Genomic DNA, 17,813 nt, shown 5'->3' with positions numbered 1-17,813 from the left:
ATTGTCATATTTTAGTCCTCCTGTCTATATTTCACCGCTTATTTGACACTGTCGTATCAATTATTTAACCAATTTATAAATTACTTTTATCAGTAATTCCACATCAACTGGCTTAGCAACATGTTCATCCATCCCTGCTGCTTTTGCTCTTATTCTGTCCTCCGTGAACGCATTTGCTGTCATTGCAATGATCGGTACCTCCTTTGCATCCTCTCTGTCCAGAGACCTGATCATCTTTGTGGCTTCATAACCATTCATTACAGGCATCATAATGTCCATAAGAATGACATCAAATTCACCAGGTTCACTTTTGCTGAACAGCTCAACCGCTTCCTGCCCATTCCACGCTTTAATCACGTCCGCGCCCTCATTCTGAAGCATAAATTCAGCGATTTCCATATTCAGCTCATTATCTTCCGCCAGAAGAATATGCAATCCCTTTATAGATTTTTCGGATACATCCTTCTGTTCTTCACGTTTATCCGCATCCGGATCTATTTTAAATGGAACCCTGATCACAAATGTCGTCCCTACGCCTTTTTCACTTTCAAAAGTAATGGTTCCACCCATTTTCTCGACCAGCTTCCTTGCAATGGCCATTCCCAGTCCGGTTCCGACAAACTTTGTGCGGCTTCCCGTATATTCCTGTGCAAATGGTTCAAAAATATGTTTCTGGAACTCCTCAGTCATTCCGATTCCTGTATCCCGGCAGATAAATTCCATTGTCGTCATTCCTGGCTGTTCGGATGGGATTTCCATGTAGCTAAGATAAATATGTCCATTTTCTCTGTTATATTTCACTGCATTGGACAGGATATTCATCATCACACGTTTTACATACCCCGGACTTCCAATAAGATCACGGTGTATGATTTCTTTTTTCTCCCATACAATCCGGATATTCTGTTCTGCAGCAATCTGTTCAATTACAACAAGCACTTCCTCAGAGATTTTGCTCAGATTAAATGGACTCTCTTCCAGAACAACTTCACCCGACTCCAGCTTACTCATGTCCAGAACATCATTTACCAGTTCCAGCAACAGATTGGATGCCGCTTTAACCTTTGTTCTGTATTCCTTCTGCTTCTCCATATCATCTGCATAATGGTCTGCCATATTGATCAAACCGTAGATTCCATTAATCGGAGTCCTGATATCGTGGCTCATACGATGAAGGAATTCTGTTTTTGCCTCATTGGCGGCTTCTGCCTTTTTTGCTGCTATCAGAAGTTCTGCTTTATATTTTTCATCTTTTTCAAATTCTTGTTTCCAGTGCGCCAGATTGGTTCTGTATGTCCAGAACCAGAATATGCCGGACATCAGAAAATAAAGAAAAATAACACCTATAACACTTAATGGAAGATTACAAAACACTTCCGTATCCGGAAGATATGCGTAGATATAATAATCACGCTGCTTCAGCATGATTCCATAACATCCAATTCCTTCCTTCCTAAAATGATAGATATGCTGACTGTCTGTATGCTTTTTCATTGCCTGAACAACTTCGTTGTCGGCTGTATTCTGTCCCAACAGACTCTCATCATTGCTGGCAACAACGATCCCGTCATCTGCAACAATAATCGTTCCATCTTTCTGGATACTATAACCATTTAAAAGCCCCTGTATCGTCAGCGTATAGTTTCTGGCAAATTCAGGAGATGTGTAATAATAGATTGCAACGATACCCGGTGCATCTTTTCTGGCGCAGGCTGCAATGTCAATAAAGGATCCATCTTCCCTGGTAAGCCGTTCCGAATAAGATCTTTCTTCATATCCGGCAAAATCCATGATAATTTCTTTTTGAAGATACTCCGTAATCTCATTAGCCAGAGACTCGTCCGCGCTGTATTCACAGTCTGTCTTTCCTTCTGTATCCAGTACAATGATGCCATCCACCCAGAGAGTCTGCAGATTTTCTTTCAGAAAATCCTTGCTTAGCTGACCGCCGTTTTCTGTTTCCATGTTAATATTTGTACTCATCTGTCGGGCACTTTCAATGGCACGGAGAAGACTTTTGGATTCCGAAGATTCATTATAATGGGTATAGGTGGAACACTGCACTTTGACATAATTTACAATCTCTACCATTCTTTTCTCTGCTTCCGCTTTCTCCGCATGAAAGAAATAAAACAGAGAAACTACAGCCACACAGATTCCAATCAGACCACCGAATAGCTGGATTCGTTTTTCTTTTTTCTTTCTTTTAATATCCAAGATCATCCACCTCCAGATACTTCTGGGGATCATCCAGATATTTTTCAATGATTTTCAGGGATGTGCCATCCTGACGCATTTCTTCCAGCGTCTGGCTCATCTGCTCACAGATTCCTCTGTCATCATCTTTTGCAAAAGCAACACCTATTCCAGTGATCATCAAAGGTTCTTCCAGGATACGAAAGCTTGCGTCATAATCCTTCATATACTGGACAACAGATTCCTCATGTGCGGCGACTGCGTCTACATATCCTTTTCCCAGAAATGTATAGATCAGCTCCCTGTGTCCCAGACTAATCAGATTGCCCAGCTTGGGGATTCTCTCATCCGTCCGGTTCAGAAAGATGCCTTCCGGTTTGGTTGTGGACTGGACAGCCAGGTTCTTTCCCTCCAGGTCACTCAGTTTATAAATATCACTATTCTCATTTACAGCGACCACCTGACGGCTTGCTATATATGGTCCCGCCCAGCGGTAATCGTCAAGGCGCCCTTCCATAGAAAAGCAGCCCATGATACAGTCAATCTCTCCGCTCTCCACCAGTTCTTTTTTCTTCTCCCAGTTGATCTGGACACCCTCCACCTGATAGCCCATTCTTTTGAAAGCTTCTGTAGCCAGTTCTACATCGATTCCCGTCGGTACACCATCCTCATTCAGATAATTGTATGGAGGATAATTGTCACTGCCAAGCGTAATGACCGGCTTTTCGGTTTCTTTTTTACTGCTGTCTGTGTTTTTACACCCCGCCAGGGTGACTGCTAAAATTCCCACAAGCAGAATGCCTGCAATCACTCTTTTTCCTTTCATTTTCTGTCTATCCCTAACTATCCTTTTTGATTCTTCTATGTCCGGTTACTTTCCATTCGTCACTGTTCAGTGACCTGCGGTTCGGTACCCCCCCCCGCCTGATTTTATACTTCTGATCGTCTTTTCCAGCACCTTCATCTCAACCGGTTTTGAAACATGTGCATTCATGCCAGCCGCAAGGGAATGCTGAATGTCCTCTGAGAATGCATTGGCAGTCATGGCAATGATCGGAATCTTCTTTGCCAGCTCATGGGAGCTTCTGCGGATTGCCTTCGTCGCCTCATAGCCATTCATAACAGGCATCTGCACATCCATCAGGATCATGTCATAATCACCTGGAGCAGACTGCTCAAATGCTTTCAAAATCTCTTCGCCATTTTCACAGATGGTACATTCCGCACCTGCTATCTTTAACAATTCCGTCAGAATCTCTGCGTTCAACTCATTATCCTCTGCACACAGGAATTTCATTCCCTGAAGGATATTTCCATCCTGCTCATCTGTTTCTTCTTGTGCCGCCAGAGCAACCGTTCTATCCTCTGCAATCTTCAGATCTATGAGAACTTCAAAACAGCTTCCCTGTCCCGGTTCACTGTCCACATCAATGGTACCTCCCATTGCCTCAACCAGATTCTTAGTAATCGCCATTCCAAGTCCGGTTCCCTGTATTTTATTTGTAAGGGAACTTTCCGCACGGGTAAACGCATCAAAAATTGTATCCTTGAAATCTGCCGACATTCCCATACCATTATCACTAACTAAGAAACGATACTTTGCATAGACAGATGACTTTGTCTCACATTCTTCTACAAAGAACTGAATTTCCCCACCTTCCTGGGTATACTTCACTGCATTGGAAAGCAGGTTGCTGAAAATCTGCATCAGGTGAACCTGATCCCCATTCACCCACTCATGCTGAATATTTTCTTTTATGATTGTAAGGGTTTGCTGCTTTTCATATATTTGAGTATGAAATATAGTGTCAAGTTCCTGTACAAGATCCAGAATAGAAAAGTCAGAATACTTGAAGACTGTTTTTCCTGCTTCAATCTTACTCATATCCAAAATATCATTAATGATTCCTAACAGATGCTGTGATGAAATATCTATTTTATCTGCATACTCTATAACTTTTGCTTTATTACCTGCATCATGTCTGATCAAAGACGTAATACCAATGATTGCATTCATAGGTGTACGAATATCATGTGACATATTAGACAGGAAATCCGTTTTCGCCTTATTTGCATTTTCAGCTGTCTGTAAAGCCTCTGTTGCAACGTTCTTTGCCTTTTTCAGTTTTTGATTGACTGCTTCCATTTCCTTCATTGTTTGTAAATGAAGTTCATTATTTCTTTTTTCATATTCTGCTTTTTGATCTGCAAGACTGAGTCTGGAAATACTGTAGAATAATCCGGTAAAAAGTAAAAGTATAAACCCTGCCATGAGTATTGTTGTAAACAACACCGTTTTCTGGTAATCCGTCAGCGCATTGTCAACAACTCCCTTTGCCACAATGCATACCAAAATGGTGTTGTTGCTTTCTATCGGGCAATACCCCAGATAATAGGGGTTCTGTTTTCCTAAAAATACAACTCCGGATTCTCTGTTATCAAACTTCTTTTTGAACAAATCAGCCTCTTCTTCTGTAATAGCCTGTTCCGCTTTTAAATGTTTTAACAAAGAATAATTACGCAGGTATTTATCTCCACTCTGGTTCGTATACGTAATATTTCCGTCATGATCCAGCATGAACAAATATGCTTTCCCGTCATAACCTTTCAGTTTTAACATGGAATCCAGTTTCGAATGATCATACACAGTTCCAATTGCCGTATAAGTTTCTCCATTGATAGTGTATTCCTGACATGGAATCGCAACCAGATAACCGTCTTTTTTCTTCTGATCATAATCAAGACGTACCAGTTTTCCAATATTGTATCCGTTCTTTAAGTCCAGCAGAAGTTTACTTGGCATATCAATCCGCATTTTTGTTCCACCTGCTGATATTGCCTGACCATTTTCCTGAAGGAATATAAGTGTACTTTCCGATTCTTTTTCCCATGCTTCAAAGAAACTTTTGTTCACATCCGTTTCAAGAGACAGCTCCCTCTCATGAAGTAAAAATTCCTCAACCAACTGCAGCTGGTTGTAGTATCCACTCACCTGAAGATCATAGGTCTGCTGTATCTGCTCAACAACAGCTCCCATACTGCTTTTTCCATTTTCGCTGATATACTTGCTAGACTTACTTATAAGATACTTGATACAACCTAAGCTTAAAAGAATAATAAGTAGTATAAGCAACAGCCTTGTTATTTTTTTTCTTTTATTTACCGTTTGTTCTATCTCCACTTTTACTGTTCAACCTCTATATAGTCTTCCGGTGCTGACGGCTGCTGTCCTTTTGACATTGCTTCGATCCATGCACTTGATAATGTTGTATCTTTAAGCTGCTCAATCTCACATTTCGGATTTATTTTTTTCAAAACAGACATTGTGGTGTCTGTAAGAAGAATCGAGTATTCCTTTTCTTTGTCTATTTTCTTATCATTAACTGTTAAGTCCTTTAACGAAAATCCACTTTCCGCTTGATTGACGATCATTTTCATACCGGATGCAATTGGTAATTCGTATTTATTGGTTACATAAAAATTCTCATCAGATTCGGCGAGATAATTTTCCACGAGTTCATAAACCTGTTTACCATTAAGTTTTGCAAAATATAATGCTGTATCTGAACTCTTCGCTGTCATCATCCCAATCCGGCTACTGGTGCATTCTCCTTTGTACATAGAAGAAGTGAAATAATAATATGGTGCCAGAGCCAGCTGTGCATCATTTTCTTCTCTGATCGTAGTTAAAATGGAAGATGCTGCATCACGGCCGTTTCTATCGTTCAGTGAAATGGAATATTCATTTTCAAAATTCACCGTTGCTTTTTTTTCTGGATCTTTACGATTCATTACACTGCGAAAAGTATCAAAAGCCTGTGTTTCATCCATTTCCCCTGACAGTAATCCGTGAACAGCCTCAAGACTTGCATCAAATGATTTTTGGGCGGAATATCGGATATAAACAGCATTATTATTAATTTCATCTTCCAGTCCAGGTACATCCTGCATCATGGTTGGAACATCTGTATTCAATGAAATAACACCGCTTCCATCCGCAATCAGATTTTGCCCCTCTTCTGAAATCATACAATCCAGCACATCCAGTGCAGTATCCAGTTTCTCCCGGTCTTTTTCCAGGTTTTTGTTAAATGCAATGTTTAATGACGGAGTCATGTACACATAGGATTCATCCGATGTCTGTGAAAAGTAAGGAATACGGATCAGCTCCGCATCCATCTGTTTCTGCAGCTGCTGCATAACCGTCGGATGTCCATGAAACATTGCTGATTTTCCTTCGACAAACATCTGGGTTCCTGTATTGATGTCAATATTGATATCTTCTTTACCAAAGTGCGAGTCCTTAAGAAACTGACTGGTTTCTGAAAAAATACGTTTCCATAATGTATCATCAAACTTTACTTCATCCGCTGCAGTCTCTGCACCGTTTCGCCATTCAATACCATCCAGGCTTGTAAACTCACCGATTGCCGCCGCCTGGATGATTTCATTATTTGACCAGTCTTCCCCAAGATCCATGGAATACGGTTTTATGCCATTATCATAAAACTGCTGACAGGCCTGTACATATTCCTCATAATTTTCTGGAATCTTTACACCATACTGATCAAACAGTGTTTTGTTGGCAATGATCGTCTGCGGAATACCACAGATTGGCAGCCACTGGATTTCATCCTCCTCATTCTTATAATATTGCACCGCATAAGAATAGTACTTGGAAACAACATCATAAGAAGCAAAATCCATAAGATAAGGCTGTAAGTCCTGTGCATCTGTTCCGGAGAATCGACGTACTGTTATGATATCCGGTAATTCATCATGTTCTTTAAAATAACTGTATAAATCGGTATCATTGTTACCAATAATAAATTCAATATCCTGATCAGGAAACTGTTCATGGATATAGGGTGCAATATTTTTCATCAAACGATTTTCCCACAGATAAACGGTAAGATGATCATCATTTTTAGATACTTCTTTCTTTGACTGTCCACATCCAGACAAGACAGCAGATGCTACAAGTACACCTGACACCACTGCAATCAGACAACGTTTTGCCTTTTTCATACTTTTATTTTCCTCATTCTTTCCTGATAAAATCATTATTGTTACGTCTGTGAAATAACACCGTAAAAAGGCACCGTCAGACAGACAGTGCACCTCATTTTATGCAACTGGCTGCCATTTTAAAGGCCCTGTAGCTTTGCGTCCCAGACTTTCATCTGGTTTGCCGATTTCCTTATTATAGCTTTTAAACTTATGCAAAAAAACTGGTTTTATTATACTATAGCTCTCTACTGTACACAAGAAAAACATTACCGTTTTAACGCCCGAAAACAAAAAAAGAACAGCTGATACATATACTCGAACTGTTCTTCTACTTCCGAAGTCCTAACTTTCTCTTCCTCGCCGATCAGATTCGCATATTCAAAAATCTGTTCTTTTACATCTGTTGGAAATTCTATATCTCTATGCTCTGCCTGAGCGATTCGTTCCTGCGTATATTCCTGCATTTTCTGCGTTTCTTTTACTGTTATCATATTTCCCGCCAATATATCATCTGGAGCAGGTTTTCCTGATCCGTGTGATATCTGAATAATGCAGAATCATTGGTCTTGAAAGATTTGACAAAAAGCTTATCAATACCAAGTTTGCTTACAAATTCTTTGATAAGAAGTAAGCCTGCATCGGAGGATAAATCTCCTCCATCAAAATTTATTTTAATCTGTCTATTGCTTTCTAAGGCTAAGGTGTTTACAATACTCATAAAGGGCCCCTTTGGGTTATTTTTTAAGATTCGACACCTTAATTTTACCACAAATGGATGCTCTTTTTTCATTCGCCTGATAGGCGAAAAGCAATATTCAGTTAAAATATAGAAACTATATGGTTTTCAGCCACTTTTACGACTGTGCCGTGAATAATCTAGGCTACTTATAATATCCCTACATTTTCATTCACGTTTTAGGAAGAAAGGATTACATATGCCTTCATATCACATTTTTTCAGCTACAACCGCACAGGTACCATATTTATACCAGAATTTTATCATCCCCTATTTTCCTGCAAAGGAAGTAAAACCATTAAAAAATATCCTTCGCATGATGGATACGAAACTTTATAGAGTCCTCTGCATCACTTCCGATCAGCGTAGTTTTCCCTTAAAAAATAACGAATCTAATGTTGAAGGGGTTGCATTTCTTACTACCTGCCCGGATGCTGATTTTTATCTATTAGATTATCTGGCAGTGCATTCTACCGCCCGTTCCAAGGGTTTGGGAAGCCTTCTTTTAAATGAATGTGGGCGTTTTACAGATGGTCTACCTGTTATTATAGAGACGGAATCCATTGAAACAGCCAAAAATGACTTACAGCGCTGTCAACGGATAAATCGTAATCGTTTTTATACCAAAAACGGAGCGCAGCCGACCGGCATACGCTCCTGCATTTTTGATACAATATATGATAACTGGATTCTTTCTCAGACTCCTTCTGAACTGACGCAGGAAGAACTTCATGACCGCCTGCGCAAACTGTACCATTTTATGGTTCCGGATATTAACTTATACGAAAAATCTATAAAGATTCCTTATTAATACCAACATTTTTATTCCTATATGAGAATATATTAGCATATACGTTTACATACATTCGTGTATATTTTTATATAGCGTAAAACCTTTATCCAATACCGATTCATCAAAATCAAACACCGATTCATGATGCAATCCTCTGATTCTGGTTCCCAAAAGCATATAAACTGCTTTTCCGCTCTGCTGTTCTACCATATCCATAAACACAGCTCCATCGTCGCTGGCCCCAAAATCCTTCGTCAACATATAATCCAAAAAACAGCCAGTCGATTTCGCCACCGCCAGTACTTTCTGACTAAGCGCTTCATCACTAGCAGCACTGACGCTCTCTCCCTGAAACTGCACTTCATATGTAACACCATACTCTTTTGCTGCCCGCTCAATACAGGAAAGTGCCTGTTCCTTCATATAAGTATTCAGTTCTCCCGTTTCGCCTCTTGTCTCCACGATCATTTTTGCGTGAGCAGGAATCGTATTACGGGCTTCTCCGGCTTCCATTTTTCCCACATTCAATCGTGTGATTCCTGTTTTCGGTCGTGGAAATACCTGCATATCCATGGTGGCCTTCGCTGCTGCCAATAAAGCATTACGTCCCCGCTCTGGTGCCAATCCCGCATGAGCGCTTTTTCCAGTAAAAGTCACATCAAACTTGCTGGTAGCAAGAAAACCCTTCGCTCCTGCCACAAAAGTATCTTCCGGTGCAAATCCGATATGACAACAATACAATTCATCTATTTTGCCAAAATTCCACTGATGTCGGAAAGCAAAGGCACCGCGCACGCCTTCTTCCGCCGGTTGAAAAATAAACATATATCGACCGCAGATTTTTCCTGCAACTGAACCTGATAAATCTGCTATCGTTTCATTAAATTTAGATACATTTCCATTTGATATTACCTCACCAGCCGACGTTCTGTCCACACAATCTATTGATCTTCCATGTTGTTTTACTTGATTTTCCACACAATGTTCTAAATTTCCATGTTGCTTCTGCTTCACCTGTTCTGCCAGATACTCTGCAAAAGTCAGCCCCAATGCCATATGTCCATCATGCCCGCAAGCATGACAAACACCCTGATATTGCGAAACAAACTGCTCCTTCACCGGCACTCTGTCAACATCCATACTTTCTGCCACAGTCAACGCATCCATATCAAACCGAAAAGCCTTCGTCTTTCCTTCCCGCTTTGTATCCAAAATTGCCACAATTCCGGTACGATGATCCATCCGCGTTATCCATGTTGCCACTTTATCTTCCGCTATTCCCTGTTCTATTGCCAGCTTCACCGCCCGCTGCTCCCAGAGAGCTGTTTCCTCCTCCGTTGGCGGATCCATACGTTTCTCATCCTTCAAAATCTCCCTGCCAACAAGAACCTTAAAACCAGCCTTCTCCAGATGCTCCGCAATAAAAATCGTTGCAAAAAAAGTCAGCCAGCCCGGTTCCGGATATTTATGAAATAATCTACGATATACAACCGTCCTTCTCTCCCACGCATCCATTTTCTCCATTGATTTTCTCACTTTCTACTAAAAGTTCATCTTGCTTGAACAAACATGTCATAACTGAGAAGCGAATTTTCAGAATCGCAATAACACACGATCAATAACTGCAATGCAAAATTTCAGAATCACAATGGTACACAATCAATAACTGGGATTCAAAATTTCAGTATTTTTTCTCAAGGAGCGATTGCTGGCGACTGAGACAAAATCCTGAAATTTTGTTCACAACTTTACGTTCAAAATCCCCCATTCTGAAATTTTGTTCACTACCTTCCGTTCAAAACATTACAAATTCTGAAATTTCGTTCACTACCTCCCGTTAAGCCACAACTATTTCAACTTCTTCAACACCGCCAGCGTCAACGCCCAATTCCGTTTCACCGAAGAAACACTAATCCTCTCTCTGGTCGTATGAATATCATTGATCTGCGGTCCATAAGAAATACAATCCAGTCCCGGCAGTTTTTCACTGAAAATACCGCACTCCACTCCGGCATGAATCGCCTCCGTCTCTGGCTTTTTACCTGTAATCTCCTCGTAAGTCTCGATCATCAACGGACGAATCGCGGAATCTTCCTGATACTCCCATGCCGGATACACACCGGAAATTCTACAATATCCACCAAACGCTTTTGTCAAATGCTCCATCTGGCTCATGAGCCACTCTTTCTCACTGGTCACACTGCTTCGAACAGAAAATGTCATGGAAATCTCATCCTCTGCCTGCCCTAAAGTTCCCATATTCAGTGAAGTCTGTACACTGTCCGGGAACTCCGGAATCCGTTTCTGCACACCGTTTGGCAGATGGATCAGCAGCGCCATCAGTTTCTGCGCTGTCTCTTTATCCAACGCTTCGTACTCCCCATACTCTTTTTTCTCTACATAAATGTGCAAATCTGGATCTGTAAAGTGATGTTCCTTTTTCAAAATTGTCTCAAACGCAGAAACTGCATCTTCAAATGCCGCAATATCTTCTTCTGGAACCACCAGAACCGCATCACACTGTTTTGCAATAGCATTTTCCTTCTCTCCACCATTTGCAGAAACGATAGACAAACCTGTTTTTTCCATACAATAAGCTAAGAAACGACCAAATGCCTTATTTGCATTGGCACGCTCTTTATCAATCTCCATACCGGAATGACCGCCCATCAGTCCGTCTATATGCCAATCATACATCTGACCAGACACAGTCTCTTTTTTAACCGGTAAACAGCAAGCCACCGTAGCCGCACCAGCGCATCCGATCAGGAAAATACCGTCATTTTCAGAATCCATATTCATCAGGATTTTTCCCGTCAGGTCAGAGGCATCCAGTGCCGTTGCCCCTATCAGTCCGACTTCCTCTCCTACCGTAAATACAGCTTCCAGAGCCGGATGCGGAATGTCGTCTGCTGCCAGAATAGCCAGTGCGTAAGCCACTGCGATTCCATCATCCGCACCAAGAGATGTCCCCTTTGCCTGCACCCAGTCACCATCGATTTCCAGAAGCAGGCCGTCTTTTTCCAGATCCAGCGTACAGTCGGCATCTTTGACCGCTACCATATCCATGTGGCCCTGCAAGATTACTGTCGGTGCCTGCTCATACCCCGATGTGGCATCTTTCCAAATAATCACGTTACCACATGCTTCCTGACGGCATTTCAGACCATGTTCTTTTGCAAAATTTACACAGTAATCACTGATCTGCTGCGTATTTCCGGATCCATGTGGAATACTGCAAATATCTTCAAAATACGAAAAAACTTCTTTCGGCTCCAAATTTTCTAACACTCTCATTCTACTTCTCTCTTTCCAATTTATTCAACTCTATATATCTATTTCACTTCAAAAATGCATTACCTTTTTCTACATAATATATTTCACTCCATATATTCCATAAGCACTCTTATCTGGCAAAAGGTACTCTTATTCATACACATTCTGTTTTTAAACTAACACTAGTAGTCTTTTTTCACAATAAGTCAGAGCCATGCAACAATGACATGGCTCCGAAACTTCACTATTTTTCTTTTTTCTTTAAAGAAGACAGGGTAAAAATTGTGATCAACAGTGCTGCCGCAAATGCCATCCAGCCTGCCAAAACCTTCGGTCCCATCTTCGCAAATGTGTCATAGTATCCCTTCAGATATACCACAACAATGATTGCCGGAAGGATATAGGTCATATAAAACTGAAGTTTGTTGGAAATCTTCATACCTTTTCCTTCGTTTGCTTCCTTGCGGAAATTGTCCCAGCCCCATCCATTTTTCTTTACACAGAACAGGACAAAAATCATACTTCCAAGTGGAAGTAGGTTATAGGATACCAGAAAATCTTCCAGATCCATCACGGAAGTTCCTGCACCCATCGGCTGGAAACCGGATAACAGGTTAAATCCAAGTACCGCCGGCAGAGACAGTGCGATAATAAGCACAATATTGAACACAACTGCTTTTTTTCTGCTCCAGCCGCCCATATCCATATAAAAGGATATGATATTTTCAAATACGGCAATGATGGTAGACAGCGCCGCAAAGGACATAAAGATGAAGAAACAGGTTCCCCATACTCTGCCGCCTGCCATGTTGTTAAATACGTTTGGTAAGGTGATAAACAGCAGGGACGGACCTGCATCCGGCTGTACACCATATGCAAAACATGCCGGAATAATAATAAATCCTGCCATTAATGCAACAAACGTATCCAGAATAACAATATTTTTTGCCTCGCCCGGAATGGAATGCTCCCGCTTCTGGTAGCTTCCGAAAATTTCCATGGCACCGATACCAACACTCAATGTAAAGAATGAATGCGTCATGGCGTCAAATACTACGGCTCCAAGACCACGACTCTTGATGGCATCCAGATTCGGCACCAGATAGAATTTTACACCTTCCATGGCGTTTGGCAACACCAGAGAATGAATCGCCAGAATGACAATCAACACGATCAGAATACTCATCATGACTTTCATGATTTTTTCCATACCGCCCTGCAAGCCAAGTGCACAGATTCCAAAAGCAATCAAAACCGCCAGAATCATCCAGCCAACCATCGTTCCCGGAGAAGCCAGCATATCGGAAAATGCTGCTCCAACTTCATCTGCAGACATGGTTGTCAGTTTTCCGCTGGCGCTGCGGTAAATGTAAAACAGCATCCATCCGCCGACCATGGTGTAAAACATCATCAGCAGATAGTTTCCGAAAATAGAAAACCATTTAAAATGATGCCATTTGGTTCCTGCCGGTTCTAATTTTTCATATGCCTTAGATGCTCCTAAGCGGCTTCCTCGTCCAACCGCAAACTCACTGATCAGGATCGGCAAACCAAGAATTGCCAAAAATACCAGATAGATCAGAATGAAAGCCGCGCCGCCGTTCTGACCACAGATATAGGGAAATTTCCACACATTTCCCAGTCCGACCGCGCACCCGGCAGACACAAGTATGAATCCCAATCGGGACCCGAATTTATCTCTTTCCTTCATAGTAAAAAGCCCTCTCTTTTTTATTCATCATTTCTTCCCACTCTCTGGGCAATGGATATTTCAGAACATAGGCACAGGAAACCTCCCCCTGTACGGTCGTCTGTTCTTCCTGCGCGATCACATAAAAACCATAACGCTTGTATCGCTCGATATCCATCAAATTTCTGGCGCTGAGTCTGACATACATGGACCGACAGCCACTGCACCAGCATTTATACTGGATAAACTGCAGTATCGCATCCAAATAACGGTAGTCCAGACACTTCTGCTCCAGATGAATCCGCCTGATCCAGAACTGTTCACAGACCTGTCCCGTCTCATCGAATTTCTGTTGATAGGAAAATTCTGCTGCTTTTGTACTGTTGTCCAGCACTTCATAAAAAACTTCCGAATTTTCCTCCTTTTTGCGCTCATATCTCATTCCTGCGTTTTGCCTCCATTATCTCAGTTGGAATTGAGACTCCCACTTTTACAAGCGGTGAGTATTTTACAAATTATAGCATGTACTATAACTGCATAATGATCTCTCTTGCTTTTTCCTCAGAGATTGGAGATGCATAAACATTCTCACCGAAGGTTGCGATGGCACCGATGCCATCCTGAATGACAAAACGCAATTTCCCGTCACGTACTTTTTTGTCTGTATACAGTTTCTTCACCAGTGCTTCCCGGTCGATATATTCCGGAATCTCTGTTGGCAATTTTGCGCGTTTCAGCAATGCGATCACACGCTCAGCATCTGCTTCTGACAAATATCCCATGTTCTGTGCCAGACGCGCCTCAGCCACCAGACCGATAGAAACTGCCTCACCATGCAGCAGGCGATAATCGCTGACGGTCTCCACCGCACGTCCCACGGTATGTCCAAGATTTAACACTTCGCGCAATCCAAGCTCGCGTTCATCCTGCATAACTACATGATATTTGATGCTACAGTTTTTCTCTGCGATATGCTCACATGCTTCCTGATCAAGCTCCAGGATTTCATCCATATGCGCTTCCAGATAATCGAAAAATGCTGCATCAGCCAGACACGCATGCTTGATGGTCTCTGCCAGTCCGCTGTAAATCTCGCGCTGTGGCAATGTTTTCCAGGTATCCAGATCCAGATATACTTTTTTCGGCTGATTGATCAGTCCGATCAGATTTGTTGCCAGCGGGGTATCTACTGCAGTCTTGCCACCCACGGAAGCATCTGCTGCTGCCAACAGACTGGTTGCATAATTAATAAACGGTACTCCTCTGCCATAAGTACCTGCGATAAATCCTGCCAGATCGGTAACAACACCACCACCTACTGCCAGAATACAGCAGTCGCGGCGATAGCCTTTTTCCAGCATCGCATCCTCGATCATCGCCTTTGTCTGGCGTGTCTTACTTTTTTCTCCTGCCGGGAACGCGAAAACATCGGTCTGATATCCGGCATCCAGCAATTTCTGTTCCAATGGACGTGCATACAACGGTTCCACATTGCTGTCTGTGATAATCGCAAATTTATGAAGTTTTCCAACCAGACCGTTTGCAAGATCCGCTACGACGAGATCCAGAAGTCCATGTCCGATCTCAATCTCATAGGAATCATCCACTACTTTTTTTAATTCCACCTCAAATTTAGGCATTCTTTTTCCTCTCCCAATCTTTTTTATACGCTCAGAATTACTATACTCTACACTTTGTTTCAGTCGGCATAAAACCATCGTCTCTCAGACAATGTGCACCCACACAGAGCATTTCTGATAGGAATCATTCTGAACACACATTTTTATGTATTTTCACTGTGTCGCTATAAAAAGTCATCTTTTCATACATAATTACTTTTTATTGTACCTAATTTCCATCCGTTTGCCAACCTTAAAGTGAGAACTTTTCATTTCAACGCGCTTTTGGGCAAAAGTTTTTTCACTTAAGATGGTCCTTCTTTTTCTACTTACCGCTAGGCAAATTTTATTTTTTGTACTATACTAAATACATATACGAAAATATATATCTTATATAATCGTTTTAACTGGAAACAACTATGAATAAGGGGAAATGCCGTGTTTTTTACAAGCGCGGCAGACAGGAAATATGTTGAAAATAGGTTCTCATGTGAGCATGTCCGGAAAAGACATGTTCTTAAATTCTGTCAGGGAAGCTGCCGGGTATGGAGCCCATACGTTCATGCTGTATACCGGGGCTCCACAGAATACCAGACGCAAACCGGTGGAAGAATTAAATATCGATGCCGGATGGGAAGCCATGCATCAGTACGGCATGGAAGAATTCGTCGTACATGCGCCCTACATCATCAATCTGGCAAATACGGTAAAACCGGAAACGTTTCAGCTTGCCGTTGATTTTCTGACACTGGAAGTTCAGCGCACCGTTGCCATGAAAAGTCAGATTCTGATCCTGCATCCGGGAGCACATGTCGGTGCCGGTGTGGAAGCCGGAACAGCTCAGATCATCAAAGGATTAAATGAAGTGCTGGCAGAATCCGAAGGATGCTATATCGCACTGGAAACGATGGCAGGAAAAGGTTCCGAAATCGGAAGAACCTTTGAAGAACTCGCTGCGATTTATGACGGAGTCTGTCATCCGGAACGTCTGCGTGTCTGTTTTGATACCTGCCATACACACGATGCAGGTTACGACATTATAAATGATTTTGACGGTGTAATCGAGCAGTTTGACCGGATACTCGGAAAAGATCAGATTGCGGTATTTCATATCAATGACAGTAAAAATCCTTGTGGCTCACACAAAGACCGCCATGCAAATATCGGACAGGGTGAGATTGGTTTTGATGCACTGCACACCATTGTTCATCATCCGGATTTTGAAAACATTCCGAAGATTCTGGAGACTCCATACTTAGTCGATCCGGAAAATCCGAAAAAAACGTATCCACCGTACAAGGAAGAAATTGTGCTGCTGCGCAGACCTTAAATTTTCATGCAGATAATTGCACCTATTTACTAACATACTCTATATGCCGGTAACCAGACTTTTATTTGCGCTTAACTTTTTGCTTAAACTTTTTTATTTTTTGCTTAACAAACTTATCTTTTTATTTATATTCAATAATTCATGGAGAAATACGATGACAATTTTTCAGATTAAATGTTTTTTGAATGTAGCTGAATACTTAAACTTCACAGAAGCCGCAAATCATCTGTTTGTGGCACAGTCTTCCTTAAGCCGAAACATTTCCAATCTTGAGGAAGAACTTGGAATGCAGCTTTTTGTCCGTACAAAAAAATACGTACGCCTCACCCCCTGTGGTGCGGTATTATACGAAGAATTTTCAAAATTATTAAAATTAGGGGAAGCTGCCGTGCAAAAAGCACGCAACGCCGAACTTGGAGAAAATGGATCCATCGTACTCGGTGTCATCGAAACACAGCGTTCCGAAAACTTTCTGCCGCATACCTTGCATGCACTTCGCGAAAAACATCCGAACATCAAGATCGATATCATCAGTGGAAACTTTCAGGAACTGAGGGAATCCCTTATGAATGGTAAAATTGATATTGCGCTGACACTTGATTTTGACCTAATCGATTATCCGACCGATGATATCATCTATCAGGTTTTCTTCGAATCAGCACCAAAATGTGTCATTTCAAAGGCACACCCACTGGCCAAATCAGACGAAATTCATTTCGACTCTCTGAGTACAGAAACCATGATCGCCATCGATCCTGCCATTTCAAAAGGTGCCTACAACAACATCGTGCAGTTTTGCGAACGACATGGATTTACACCGTCCAATACCATTTACGCATCCTCCATCCAGAATATTCTGTTGAAAGTAGAAGCCGGACTGGGATTCTCCGTACTGGACGAAAACTGTATCTCCAACTCCAATACTGCGGTGCTGTCATTGCCATTTTACAAGACAGATCCACTGCATCTCGTCGCTGTCTGGAGAAAAAACAACCTAAATCCGGTCATTCCGCTGTTCAATAAATATCTGCTACCGGAAGAACGGTAAAATTTCGCTTTTTATACTTTAATTTATAGAAGGGCGCGGAAGAAAGAAAAAACGAATCTTTCAGTAACTTGTATGAAAAACGACTCAATATTTAATCTAAGGGGACGTCTTAGTC

13 protein-coding genes, 1 pseudogene and 1 riboswitch are annotated in these 17,813 nt (G+C 41.7%); of the genes and pseudogenes, 3 read left to right on the top strand and 11 right to left on the bottom strand.

Translation table 11 applies throughout. From position 1 onward, the window contains the following. Positions 1-60: 60 nt before the first annotated feature. The 6 genes and pseudogenes from DXB15_RS09685 to DXB15_RS09660 all read right to left on the bottom strand — a co-directional run. Complete coding sequence (locus DXB15_RS09685; RefSeq protein ID WP_118702827.1) at positions 61-2,223, bottom strand: ATP-binding protein; 2,163 nt, start codon at positions 2,221-2,223, stop codon at positions 61-63. After that, complete coding sequence (locus DXB15_RS09680) at positions 2,207-3,022, bottom strand: substrate-binding periplasmic protein (protein ID WP_118702826.1); 816 nt, start codon at positions 3,020-3,022, stop codon at positions 2,207-2,209. Before DXB15_RS09680 ends, DXB15_RS09685 begins: the two co-directional genes overlap by 17 nt. Before the next feature lie 66 nt (positions 3,023-3,088). Beyond that, positions 3,089-5,233, bottom strand: coding sequence for an ATP-binding protein (locus DXB15_RS09675; protein WP_118702825.1), 2,145 nt, complete (start codon positions 5,231-5,233; stop codon positions 3,089-3,091). Between the two features lie 146 nt (positions 5,234-5,379). Further along, positions 5,380-7,224, bottom strand: coding sequence for an ABC transporter substrate-binding protein (locus DXB15_RS09670; RefSeq protein ID WP_118702824.1), 1,845 nt, complete (start codon positions 7,222-7,224; stop codon positions 5,380-5,382). A gap of 99 nt (positions 7,225-7,323) precedes the next feature. Further along, a riboswitch (cyclic di-GMP riboswitch) is annotated at positions 7,324-7,399 on the bottom strand. A 73-nt stretch (positions 7,400-7,472) separates the two neighbouring features. Beyond that, the gene (locus DXB15_RS09665) at positions 7,473-7,697 is read right to left on the bottom strand and encodes a hypothetical protein (RefSeq protein WP_187119656.1); all 225 of its coding nucleotides are present in this window, start codon (positions 7,695-7,697) and stop codon (positions 7,473-7,475) included. An 11-nt stretch (positions 7,698-7,708) separates the two neighbouring features. Then, positions 7,709-7,924: pseudogene (locus DXB15_RS09660) on the bottom strand (transposase); the annotation flags it as partial. A gap of 217 nt (positions 7,925-8,141) precedes the next feature. On the opposite strand from DXB15_RS09660, the gene DXB15_RS09655 reads away from it, so the two are divergent. After that, positions 8,142-8,753, top strand: coding sequence for a GNAT family N-acetyltransferase (locus DXB15_RS09655; RefSeq protein ID WP_118702822.1), 612 nt, complete (start codon positions 8,142-8,144; stop codon positions 8,751-8,753). 45 nt (positions 8,754-8,798) lie between these two features. Here the strand turns inward: DXB15_RS09655 and DXB15_RS09650 are convergent, their stop codons facing one another. The 5 genes from DXB15_RS09650 to aroB all read right to left on the bottom strand — a co-directional run bounded on the left by DXB15_RS09650 (position 8,799) and on the right by aroB (position 15,341). After that, positions 8,799-10,259, bottom strand: a complete 1,461-nt coding sequence (locus tag DXB15_RS09650; protein WP_118702821.1) for a M20/M25/M40 family metallo-hydrolase — start codon at positions 10,257-10,259, stop codon at positions 8,799-8,801. A 324-nt stretch (positions 10,260-10,583) separates the two neighbouring features. Beyond that, a complete protein-coding gene (locus DXB15_RS09645; protein ID WP_118702820.1) occupies positions 10,584-12,032 on the bottom strand; it encodes an aminoacyl-histidine dipeptidase in 1,449 nt (482 codons plus the stop codon). 223 nt (positions 12,033-12,255) lie between these two features. After that, positions 12,256-13,722 carry a sodium-dependent transporter gene (locus tag DXB15_RS09640; protein ID WP_109215821.1) on the bottom strand — a complete coding sequence of 489 codons (1,467 nt, stop codon included), beginning with the start codon at positions 13,720-13,722 and terminating at the stop codon, positions 12,256-12,258. Beyond that, positions 13,706-14,143, bottom strand: a complete 438-nt coding sequence (locus tag DXB15_RS09635; RefSeq protein ID WP_109215822.1) for a hypothetical protein — start codon at positions 14,141-14,143, stop codon at positions 13,706-13,708. The genes DXB15_RS09640 and DXB15_RS09635 overlap by 17 nt, the downstream gene beginning before the upstream one ends. Positions 14,144-14,228: 85 nt before the next feature. After that, positions 14,229-15,341 (bottom strand): 3-dehydroquinate synthase, encoded by a 1,113-nt coding sequence (gene aroB, locus DXB15_RS09630; protein WP_118702819.1) that lies wholly within the window; start codon positions 15,339-15,341, stop codon positions 14,229-14,231. Positions 15,342-15,789: 448 nt separating this feature from the next. Between aroB and DXB15_RS09625 the strand changes: the two genes are divergently transcribed. Together DXB15_RS09625 and DXB15_RS09620 are read left to right on the top strand one after the other, a co-directional pair. After that, positions 15,790-16,650 carry a deoxyribonuclease IV gene (locus tag DXB15_RS09625; RefSeq protein WP_187119654.1) on the top strand — a complete coding sequence of 287 codons (861 nt, stop codon included), beginning with the start codon at positions 15,790-15,792 and terminating at the stop codon, positions 16,648-16,650. A gap of 154 nt (positions 16,651-16,804) precedes the next feature. Then, entirely contained in the window at positions 16,805-17,698 is an 894-nt protein-coding gene (locus DXB15_RS09620) for a LysR family transcriptional regulator (RefSeq protein WP_158582237.1), read from the top strand. The last annotated feature ends 115 nt before the right edge of the window (positions 17,699-17,813 follow it).

Origin of the sequence: Roseburia sp. OM02-15 (assembly GCF_003481835.1) — a bacterium.
GTDB lineage: Bacteria > Bacillota > Clostridia > Lachnospirales > Lachnospiraceae > Eubacterium_I > Eubacterium_I ramulus_A.
This window is presented reverse-complemented; position numbering and strand designations above follow the sequence as displayed.

Excerpts from the sequence above, each read along its gene's own strand:
- DXB15_RS09625 (WP_187119654.1), top strand. The coding sequence starts at position 15,790 with ATGTTGAAAATAGGTTCTCATGTGAGCATGTCCGGAAAAGACATGTTC.
- DXB15_RS09640 (WP_109215821.1), bottom strand. The coding sequence starts at position 13,722 with ATGAAGGAAAGAGATAAATTCGGGTCCCGATTGGGATTCATACTTGTG.
- DXB15_RS09635 (WP_109215822.1), bottom strand. The coding sequence starts at position 14,143 with ATGAGATATGAGCGCAAAAAGGAGGAAAATTCGGAAGTTTTTTATGAA.
- DXB15_RS09645 (WP_118702820.1), bottom strand. The coding sequence starts at position 12,032 with ATGAGAGTGTTAGAAAATTTGGAGCCGAAAGAAGTTTTTTCGTATTTT.
- DXB15_RS09685 (WP_118702827.1), bottom strand. The coding sequence starts at position 2,223 with ATGATCTTGGATATTAAAAGAAAGAAAAAAGAAAAACGAATCCAGCTA.
- DXB15_RS09620 (WP_158582237.1), top strand. The coding sequence starts at position 16,805 with ATGACAATTTTTCAGATTAAATGTTTTTTGAATGTAGCTGAATACTTA.
- DXB15_RS09680 (WP_118702826.1), bottom strand. The coding sequence starts at position 3,022 with ATGAAAGGAAAAAGAGTGATTGCAGGCATTCTGCTTGTGGGAATTTTA.
- DXB15_RS09670 (WP_118702824.1), bottom strand. The coding sequence starts at position 7,224 with ATGAAAAAGGCAAAACGTTGTCTGATTGCAGTGGTGTCAGGTGTACTT.
- DXB15_RS09675 (WP_118702825.1), bottom strand. The coding sequence starts at position 5,233 with ATGGGAGCTGTTGTTGAGCAGATACAGCAGACCTATGATCTTCAGGTG.
- aroB (WP_118702819.1), bottom strand. The coding sequence starts at position 15,341 with ATGCCTAAATTTGAGGTGGAATTAAAAAAAGTAGTGGATGATTCCTAT.
- DXB15_RS09655 (WP_118702822.1), top strand. The coding sequence starts at position 8,142 with ATGCCTTCATATCACATTTTTTCAGCTACAACCGCACAGGTACCATAT.
- DXB15_RS09650 (WP_118702821.1), bottom strand. The coding sequence starts at position 10,259 with ATGGAGAAAATGGATGCGTGGGAGAGAAGGACGGTTGTATATCGTAGA.
- DXB15_RS09665 (WP_187119656.1), bottom strand. The coding sequence starts at position 7,697 with ATGATAACAGTAAAAGAAACGCAGAAAATGCAGGAATATACGCAGGAA.